General features: G+C 40.8%; 8 protein-coding genes. 7 read left to right on the top strand and 1 reads right to left on the bottom strand.

Annotated features, from left to right (window positions below):
* The 7 genes from murG to ftsZ form a co-directional block, all read left to right on the top strand.
* Positions 1-1,151, top strand: a 1,151-nt coding sequence (gene murG / locus ACTF6W_RS08980) for an undecaprenyldiphospho-muramoylpentapeptide beta-N-acetylglucosaminyltransferase (protein WP_438994203.1), incomplete at its 5' end; no start/stop codon positions are given.
* Positions 1,148-2,581, top strand: coding sequence for a UDP-N-acetylmuramate--L-alanine ligase (gene murC / locus ACTF6W_RS08975; RefSeq protein WP_438994202.1), 1,434 nt, complete (start codon positions 1,148-1,150; stop codon positions 2,579-2,581). The genes murG and murC, both read left to right, overlap by 4 nt.
* Entirely contained in the window at positions 2,578-3,498 is a 921-nt protein-coding gene (gene murB, locus ACTF6W_RS08970; protein WP_438994201.1) for a UDP-N-acetylmuramate dehydrogenase, read from the top strand. Before murC ends, murB begins: the two co-directional genes overlap by 4 nt.
* On the top strand, positions 3,495-4,400 hold the full coding sequence (locus ACTF6W_RS08965) for a D-alanine--D-alanine ligase (protein WP_438994200.1): 906 nt from the start codon (positions 3,495-3,497) through the stop codon (positions 4,398-4,400). Before murB ends, ACTF6W_RS08965 begins: the two co-directional genes overlap by 4 nt.
* Entirely contained in the window at positions 4,388-5,272 is an 885-nt protein-coding gene (locus tag ACTF6W_RS08960) for a cell division protein FtsQ/DivIB (RefSeq protein WP_438994199.1), read from the top strand. The genes ACTF6W_RS08965 and ACTF6W_RS08960 overlap by 13 nt, the downstream gene beginning before the upstream one ends.
* A 1-nt stretch (position 5,273) precedes the next feature.
* Positions 5,274-6,509 (top strand): cell division protein FtsA, encoded by a 1,236-nt coding sequence (gene ftsA / locus ACTF6W_RS08955; RefSeq protein WP_438994198.1) that lies wholly within the window; start codon positions 5,274-5,276, stop codon positions 6,507-6,509.
* A 193-nt stretch (positions 6,510-6,702) separates the two neighbouring features.
* Positions 6,703-8,367: a cell division protein FtsZ gene (gene ftsZ / locus ACTF6W_RS08950; protein ID WP_438994197.1), complete on the top strand. Its 1,665-nt coding sequence runs from the start codon at positions 6,703-6,705 to the stop codon at positions 8,365-8,367.
* 75 nt (positions 8,368-8,442) lie between these two features.
* Here ftsZ and hppD read toward each other — a convergent pair whose 3' ends face one another.
* On the bottom strand, positions 8,443-9,471 hold the full coding sequence (gene hppD / locus ACTF6W_RS08945; protein ID WP_438994204.1) for a 4-hydroxyphenylpyruvate dioxygenase: 1,029 nt from the start codon (positions 9,469-9,471) through the stop codon (positions 8,443-8,445).
* Positions 9,472-9,575: the final 104 nt, after the last annotated feature.

Genomic DNA, 9,575 nt, shown 5'->3' with positions numbered 1-9,575 from the left:
TAGCGGCAGGCGGGACGGGTGGTCATATGTTTCCTGCGCTTGCCCTTTCCGAAGAACTAGTTGAACGCGGACATAAAGTAACGTTGATTACGGATAAACGTGGGCTTAAATATCGAAAATTGTTTGAAGGTGTTAAGATTTATGAAGTTAATGGTGCGACATTTGCTGGCAAAGGATTGCTTGGAAAAATAGCGGCCATTCCAAAAATTATTGTTAGTATATTTGAGGCAAAATCGCTCTTAAAAATGTTAAATCCTGGAACTGTAATTGGGTTTGGAGGATATCCATCCTTTCCAACAATTCGGGCGGCTAGGTCACTTAAAATACCCACTTGTCTTCATGAACAAAATGCCGTCTTGGGGAAAGTGAATCGCATGATGGCCAAATCCGTTGACGCAGTTGCGCTGTCATTTGAAGATACTCAAAAAGCAAACTGGGATAAATATAATTTTGTTGCTGTAACAGGTAATCCAGTGCGTAAAGAAGTTGTGGATATTGGTGATCTTTATTACCCGACACTTGGGGATGATCGTATATTTCGAATTTTGGTAATAGGCGGTAGTCAAGGTGCAAAAATATTCAGCGAAGTTGTTCCACAAGCTATCTCTACATTACCGCGAGCTTCTCAGCGTAGACTTCAAGTCACGCAACAATGTAGAGAAGAAGATATTGAAGCCGTAAGAGAGCTTTATGCTGATACCAAGATAGCAGTTGAACTCACAACTTTTATTGATGATTTGCCTAATTGTATGCGTTGGTCACATTTGGTCATTGGCCGTGCGGGTGCCTCAACAATTGCGGAATTAACAACGGCTGGACGTCCCGCAATATTAGTTCCTTATCCGCATGCTACAGATGATCATCAAACCGCGAACGCGCGTGAGTTAGTGGCCAATGGTGGTGCTTGGCTTTATCAAAACAATCAATTTAATGCAAAGGAATTGGCAAAAACACTTCAGCGCATGGCGAGACATCCCAACGAGGTTTGGTTGGCCGCGGAAGAATCTCGTAAAATTGGTAAACCTTATGCAACAAAAGACCTTGCCGATATCGTTGAGCGCTTAGCCCTTGTGAAAGGGAATTTAGAGGCCATAAATACCAATAATATAGAACAAAAAACAGAAGATGAAGGATTGTCAGCGCAAAAATGACTACGCAAACAGGATCAAATAAAATTGGACACCCAACTAATATCGGTATTTTACATTTCGTCGGTATTGGCGGGATTGGCATGAGTGGAATTGCCGAGGTTATGCATAATTTCGGCTATAAAATCCAAGGCAGCGATATATCCGAAAATGCAAATGTTAAAAGATTAAGAGATCTCGGTATTAAGGTTTTCGTGGGGCAGCGTGAAGAAAACCTTGAAGGGGCTTGGGGTATTGTTATTTCAACGGCAATTCAACCTGATAACCCAGAGGTGATAGCGGCGCGTGCAAATAAAATGCCGCTTATCAGGCGTTCAGAAATGCTTGCAGAATTAATGCGACTTAAATGGTGTATATCTGTTGCTGGTACCCATGGTAAAACGACCACGACGACTATGGTTTCTGCAGTGCTTGATGAGGCAAATTATGATCCAACTGTTATTAATGGCGGTATCATTAATGCTTACGGAACCAATGCACGGCTTGGTGATGGCGATTGGATGGTTGTGGAAGCGGATGAAAGCGATGGAACATTTATCAAAATTCCTTCTACCGTTGCTGTAGTGACAAATATTGATCCTGAGCACTTAGATTTTTATGGTGATTTCGAAAATGCAAAAGCAGCCTTTAAAACATTTATTGAAAATGTACCGTTTTATGGTTTTGCGGCAATGTGTATTGATCATCCTGAAGTTCAAACTTTAATTGGAAAAATTATTGATCGTCGCATTGTCACTTATGGGTTTAGCCCACAAGCAAAAGTGCGCGGCAAGAATGTTTCTTTCAGCGAAGGTTCAGCTGTGTTTGATGTTGAAATTACCAATCGACATGATGATACGATAACAACATTTGATAAAATTGAGATGCCAATGCCTGGGCGTCATAATGTTCTAAATGCACTTGCGGCTATTGCGGTATCTCATGAACTTGGTATTGCGAATGAGGTGATACGAAGTACGTTTTCTAAGTTTTCCGGTGTTAAGCGACGTTTTACATCGGTCGATAAAGTGGATGAAATAACGATTGTTGATGATTATGCGCATCACCCCGTTGAAATTGCATCCGTGTTAAGCGCGGCGCGTGAAGCTTATAACGGTAAAGTTATCGCAATTATGCAACCGCATCGATATACGAGACTTGAAAGCTTGTTTGATGAATTTTGTGCCTGCTTTAACGATGCTGATACGGTTATCGTTTCGCCAGTGTTTGAAGCAGGAGAAACGCCGATTAAGGGGGCAGATCAAGAAGCGCTTATAAATGGACTTCAAAGTTTTGGCCATCGGGACGTTCTAAAAATTAATGGACCAGAAGATATTGCGGGAGTTGTTTCTGAGGTAGCCGTAGAGGGTGATTTGGTTATCTTTCTTGGTGCAGGTAGTGTTTCGCAGTGGGCTTACGATTTGCCGAATGCTCTAAAAAGGATTAGGGGATGATGGTGGCCTATCAGGATCATGATCTAAAAACTAATTTTGCTGCACTCGTACGCGGTAAATTGGATTATGACACACCAATATCAAAATATACATGGTTTAAGACGGGCGGCAATGCCGATATCCTATTTACGCCAGAGGATGAGCAGGATTTGGCTTGTTTTTTAAAAGCCCTTCCGAATGATGTTGAAATTTTGCCATTGGGTGTGGGCTCAAACTTGTTGATACGTGATGGTGGTGTTAAGGGCGCCGTTATTAGATTTGGAAAGAAGTTTTCGAAGATAAATGTAGAAGATAATTTTATCACTGTAGGGTCAGGTGCACCTGATATATCAGTCGCTAAAAAAGCGCTGAATGCGGAACTTACGGGATTTGAATTTCTTAGAGGTGTGCCGGGCACAATTGGCGGTGCGTTAAAGATGAACGCTGGAGCATATGGATCAGAAATAGAAGATGTTTTTGTTAGTGCCCGAGTAATGGACAGGCAAGGTGATGTTCATATTTTAACACATCAAGATATGGGCTTTGGATATCGACATATTTCGGTACCAAATGATTATATTTTTCTTGAGGCAACATTAAAAGGTAGCCCGGGAAATTTTGAAGACATTCAAAGAAAAATGAATGAAATTGGCGATGCGCGTGAAGAAAGCCAACCGCTTCGAACAAGAACAGGCGGCAGTACTTTTAAAAATCCAAAAGAAAAATCCGCGTGGAAATTGGTTGATGAAGCAGGGTGTCGTGGACTTAATATCGGCGGCGCAAAAGTTTCAGAGAAGCATTGCAATTTCTTGATTAATGAAGGAAATGCGACAGCAAAAGATATTGAAACACTTGGTGAAAAAGTGCGCAAAAGAGTTCAAGAAAAGACGGGTGTTTTGCTTGAATGGGAAATTAAGAGAATAGGGCGCGAAGCATGAATAAATTTAAACATGTTTGTGTTTTAAAAGGCGGCTGGTCTAGTGAGAGGGAAGTGTCACTAGTCAGCGGTGATGCCATTGCAAAAGGTTTGAGAGACGCAGGATATGAAGTCACAGAAATAGATGTGCAACCAGATATTTATGAAGTATTGAAAAAATTATCCCCGCAAGCCGTGTTTAATGGATTACATGGCACTTGGGGCGAAGATGGCTGCGCGCAAGGCGTGCTTGAGACATTAAAAATTCCCTATACCCATTCCGGGGTAAAGTCATCCGCATTGGCAATGGATAAAATTCTTTCTAAAAAACTGTTTCAATCTATTGGGATTCCTTGCGCGCCAGATATGGTTGTGAAAACGAATGATTTATTTTCAAAAGAACCTATGCCGAGGCCATTTGTCGTTAAACCTTATAATGATGGATCGAGCGTAGGTGTTGTTATCGTCACAGATGGCGATGAATTCAACCAAGACATGGATGGTCCGTGGCATGATACGGAAAATTTAATGGTCGAAAAATATATACCGGGGCGTGAATTAACAGTTTCAGTATTAGGTGATAAAGCACTTTGTGTTACCGAATTAAAACCAAAAGCAGGGTTTTATGATTATAAAGCAAAATATCAAGACGGCATGACGGATCATATATTGCCTGCTGATTTAACGCCTTCACAGGAAGAAAACCTAAAAGATATGGCCGAAAAAGCCCATGAAATATTGGGATGTAGAGGTGTGAGCCGTTCTGATTTTAGAATGGACGGTGAAGATATTTATATATTAGAAACCAATACCCAACCCGGTATGACACCTTTGTCACTTTTACCAGAGCAGGTTTTACACATGGGGATCAGTTTCTCCGAATTGGTTCATAGGATGATGGAGGATGCATCATGCGAGCGGTAAGAGATGATGTGAAATATAATAAACCATCGGGTCGTCGAGGTGAGCAAGAAGCAAAAAATTTAAAACGACGTCGGTTATTAAATTCGGTTTTAAGGGGGTTATCCGTAACGGCGGTGTGCTTAGTCGTCATTTTGTCACTTTATCTTTGGCGTAGTGGCCAGATTACAACTTGGATTAATAGTGCAGAAAATAAGGTGGAAGATAGTCTTGTTGATGCGGGAATTACCGTTGATCAGATTATCATTGAAGGCGCCTTTCAAACGCCAAAAGAAGTAATTTATGAAGCGTCTGGTGTCACTATTGGTGAACCTTTACTCGCAACCAATATTAACGCCATAAAAGATCAAGTTGAGCAACTCACCTGGATTAAAGTTGCGACTATCAGCAGAAGATTACCAGATGGTGTTCTAATAAGCGTCGAAGAACATCGGCCCGCAGCATTATGGCAACTTGATAATAAATTATGGGTTCTATCAGATGAGGGCGTCAGAATTACGGACCTTGGTTTAGAGGCCTTTGCTGATTTACCGATGATAAGTGGTATAGGAGCGGATCAGGCACTTGAAAGATTATTAAATGCCGTATCACAAAATATTGATTTGTTTAACCGAGTTGAAACTGCAAGTTGGATTGGGGGGCGCCGTTGGGATTTAATTCTTAAGAACGGTATAAAAATCATGTTACCTGAAGAAGATATGAACGAAGCTTGGCAAAATTTAATTGAATTTGAAAGGGATGAAAAATTATTAGCAAGAAATATTTTAGCGGTTGATTTTCGAATAAAAGATAAAACAGTTGTAAGGCTAACACCGGAAGAAGCGGCAAGACGACGTCTGATAGCTAAAACCAGTGGTAAAGGAGAAGAGATCTAATATGGCTGATCAGACCATTGCAATTTTAGATATTGGAAGCAGTAAAATTTGCTGCTTCATAGCGGAAATTGATCAAGAAACAAACCGACCGCGTGTAATTGGAATAGGTCACCGTGAATCGCGTGGTTTAAACCTTGGCACAGTAGTTGATATGGAAGAAACAGAAAGCGCGATCCGTACAGCTGTCGATGCCGCCGAGAAAATGGCTGGTGGCGCACCTATTCAAAATGTGACTGTCAACCTTTCGGCGGGTGAGCCAAAATCAACACATCTATCCGTAGAAGTTTCTGTCGCGGGCCATGAAATTAGTGACGTAGACATAGAACGTGTATTGGACATGGGCCGTCATCACTTGAATGATCAAGAAAGATTTGTCATTCATTCTCGTCCAACTAGTTTTAGCATCGATGGTGTTGGTGGGGTGCGAAACCCAAATGGTATGTTTGGTGAAAAACTCGGTGTTGAAATGCATGTAACAACGGCAGCAATCAGCCCTCTTAGAAATTTACAAGCATGTATTAATAATTGTCATTTGAATATGAGCGGAATTGTATTTTCTCCATATGCTTCAGGTTTATCGACACTTGTAGCGGATGAAATGGAATTAGGAAGCATATGTATTGATATGGGAGGTGGCGTCACAACAATAGCTGCCTTTAAAGATAATGAATTTATTTATGGCGATATGGTTCCATTTGGTGGGTATCACGTAACCAAAGATATTGCACAAGGATTATCAACTCCCGTTCAAGCCGCTGAAAGATTAAAAACATTGTTCGGAAATTGTATTGCAAGTATGTCAACGGTGAGAAACCAAATAGATGTCACGCAAATTGGTGATAATGGTAAAGAAAATGTCACAACAATTCCAAGAAGAATGCTGACTTCGATTATTGAACCGCGAGTTGAAGAAATTTTTGAAATCGTTCGAGAGAAAATAAAAGAAGCAGGATTAGAGAATACTGCGGGCAGAAGATTGATTATTACCGGTGGTGCTAGTCAAATGGCTGGTGTTGAAGAGTTAGCGAAAAAAGTTTTTAATTGCAGTATCAGAATAGGTAGGCCGTTAAATGTAGATGGCCTTGCCGATACGACAGCGGGGGGTGGTTTTGCAACTGGTGCTGGTTTGTTGTTATACGCCACATTGAAACCGGAAGAATTACATTTTAAAGAAGACGTAAAAAGTGGAAATGGTATTTTTGAAACATTGAGTAACTGGATTAAGGAGAACTTCTAAAAAGTTTTAAACCATAGATTGTAAATGACTCGTATTAAGAGCAAAAAGAGCTATAAAACGAATCGGAAGTATTAAAAAACGACTCGGGTTCATTTTTTTAAAGACAGCGCGAATCACTTAATATAGAGTACGGTTAACTGTTTGTTAAAGAAGAATGAATCCTGATTTAACAATAAAATCCTGGGAGAATAAGATGACGATAGAATTTACATCGCCAGAATTAACGGAACTTACACCAAAGATTACAGTATTTGGTGTTGGCGGTGCTGGTGGGAATGCTGTAAACAACATGGTGAATGCTGCGCTTAAGGGCGTAGATTTTGTTTGTGCGAATACGGATGCTCAAGCTTTGAGTCTTTCGTTAGCGGAGCAAAAAATACAGTTGGGTGCGGAATTGACCCAAGGTTTGGGAGCTGGGGCTCGTCCTGAAGTTGGACGCGCCGCCGCTGAAGAAACCATGGATGCTATCGAAGAGCATCTTGAAGGGTGCCACATGGCTTTTATCACTGCTGGAATGGGCGGTGGTACCGGTACAGGCGCAGCGCCGATGATTGCGCAAAAAGCCCGTGAAAAAGGAATATTGACTGTTGGCGTTGTGACTAAACCTTTCCAGTTTGAGGGTGGTCGCCGCATGAGTTTGGCTGAAGAAGGAATTTCTGAATTATCCAAACATGTTGATACTTTGATTATTATCCCTAACCAAAATTTATTTCGTATTGCCAATGAAAGAACAACATTTGCTGATGCTTTTGCAATGGCAGATGAAGTGCTTCATTCAGGTGTGCGCGGCGTAACAGATTTAATGATGCTCCCAGGCCTCGTTAATCTTGATTTTGCGGATGTGAGTACGGTGATGAGTGAAATGGGTAAAGCGATGATGGGTACGGGTGAGGCCGAAGGTGAAAATCGTGCATTAGAAGCGGCGGAAGCTGCTATCTCAAATCCATTACTAGATGAAGTTTCAATGAAGGGTGCACAAGGTGTATTAATCAATATTACGGGTGGTATGGATCTTACGCTATTTGAAGTTGATGAAGCCGCAAACCGAATTCGTGGTGAAGTCGATCCAGAAGCAAATATTTTGGTTGGTTCTGCGCTTGATTCAAGTCTTGATGGTAAGATGCGCGTATCAGTTGTGGCAACAGGTATTGAAGCCAGTTCAATGCCAAAGGCAGAAATGCCCCAAAAGACCTATAGCCGCGACAAAGCTCCAGAAGTCAGCCCGGTTATTGAATCTCAAGAAGCTGATGAACAAGAAGCAATTGTTGAGGAAGATATTGTTTCGGAAGAGCCATTGGATCTTGTCGATGAAATATCACAAGAGCCAGAAGCAGAAGAGCTAGTTGAACGTATGCGTCAGGATATTTCTGAAGCGCGCCAATCTATGGAAGAGCCTCAGGTTGAGGAAAATGTTGCTGAAGACCGAGACGCACCTTTTATCGCACCTGAGCCAGTTATGTCGGAACCATCCATTGAAGAGAGAATGGTTGAGCCGGAAATAATTGCTGATCCTTATAATGAAGCGGATCTTGCCAATAGTGAGCCACGTGAAAAACCGCGTCAGAAGCTAGGTCTTTTCCAGAACTTATTAGGTAATAAGAAAGAAGCTGCAGTTCAAAAAGAACCGGTTATTAAAAATGAGCCTAGAATGAAGCAAGGTGATATGCTTGATTTTGGTAATGGTTCAGTTACTGACAATTCTGAAGAAGTTAAAGCAGAAAAAGAACCTTCCAAGACAAACGAAGAGGTGAAGCCCGAAATAGTTGCGTCAGAGGTTTCAAAGGATCCTGTAGTTCAAGAGGTTCCATCGGAAGATCATTTGGAAATCCCTGCTTTTTTAAGACGCCAAGCGAATTAAAGTAGGATAATTATGTCTAAAATAAAAAGGCGGCTTATATAAGCCGCCTTTTTTAATGGAAATTTTAGAAGCGGTTTAAATAACACCACGTCTCATTTGATCGAGTTCAATCGATTCAAATAATGCTTTAAAGTTTCCTTCACCAAAACCATTATTTCCTTTGCGTTGGATGATTTCGAAGAATATAGGACCAATTACTGTATCTGTGAAGATTTGAAGCAACACGCCATCTTCTTTTCCGCCGTCAATAAGGATGCGGCGTTTTCTTAATTCTTCAACATCTTCTGCATGTTCATCAATGCGATCATTAATAAGGTCATAATATGTATCAATTGTATCTTGAAGGGGCACTTGGCGCGCCTTTAAGATATCGACAGTATCATAAATATTATTTGTGTATAGTGCGATATGCTGAATACCTTCACCGCGATATTCGTTCAAATATTCAACGATTTGTGAAGAGTTATCTTTAGACTCGTTTAATGGAATATGAATTTTGCCACACGGGCTCGTCATTGCTTTACTAGTAAGGCCTGTTTTTTGACCATCAATATCAAAAAATTTCAACTCCTTAAAATTGAAAATTCTTTCATAAAAATCTGCCCAGTAACTCATGCGTCCCGTATATACATTATGCGTTAAATGGTCGATAAATTCAAACCCTGTGTCGGCGATTTCTTCAACGTTGTCTTCTTTACAAGGGATAAAGTCTACGTCGTAAATTGAATTTTCACCGTATCTGTCTACAAGGTAAAGACGACTACCACCGATACCTTCAATAGCTGGAATATATAGTTCCATTGGCGCGACTTCTTGTGCAACAGGGTTTGCGCCCTGAGCAATGGCATGATCATATGCTTCTTTAGAATTTCTAACGCGGAAAGCCATTGCGCAAATACTTGGGCCATGTGCAAAAGCGTAACGCTGAGCAAAGCTATTTGGTTCAGCATTGATCAAAAAGTTGACGCCACCTGCTTTATGAAGTGTTACATTTTTAGAACGATGCCTGGCAATCGTTCTAAAGCCAAGTTGTTTAAATAGCTCACGCAGCTTCTCTGGCTCAGGTGAGGCATATTCAACAAATTCAAATCCATCAACACCCATTGGGTTTTCAAATAAGTCGGCCAATTCATTTTCCTTTACTATTAAAAATATTCATTTAAAGAAAATATAAACCATTATTGATGAAATTTTGTTTTTAATTTATA

The organism is Pseudemcibacter sp. (assembly GCF_965661635.1).
GTDB lineage: Bacteria > Pseudomonadota > Alphaproteobacteria > Sphingomonadales > Emcibacteraceae > Pseudemcibacter.
This window is presented reverse-complemented; position numbering and strand designations above follow the sequence as displayed.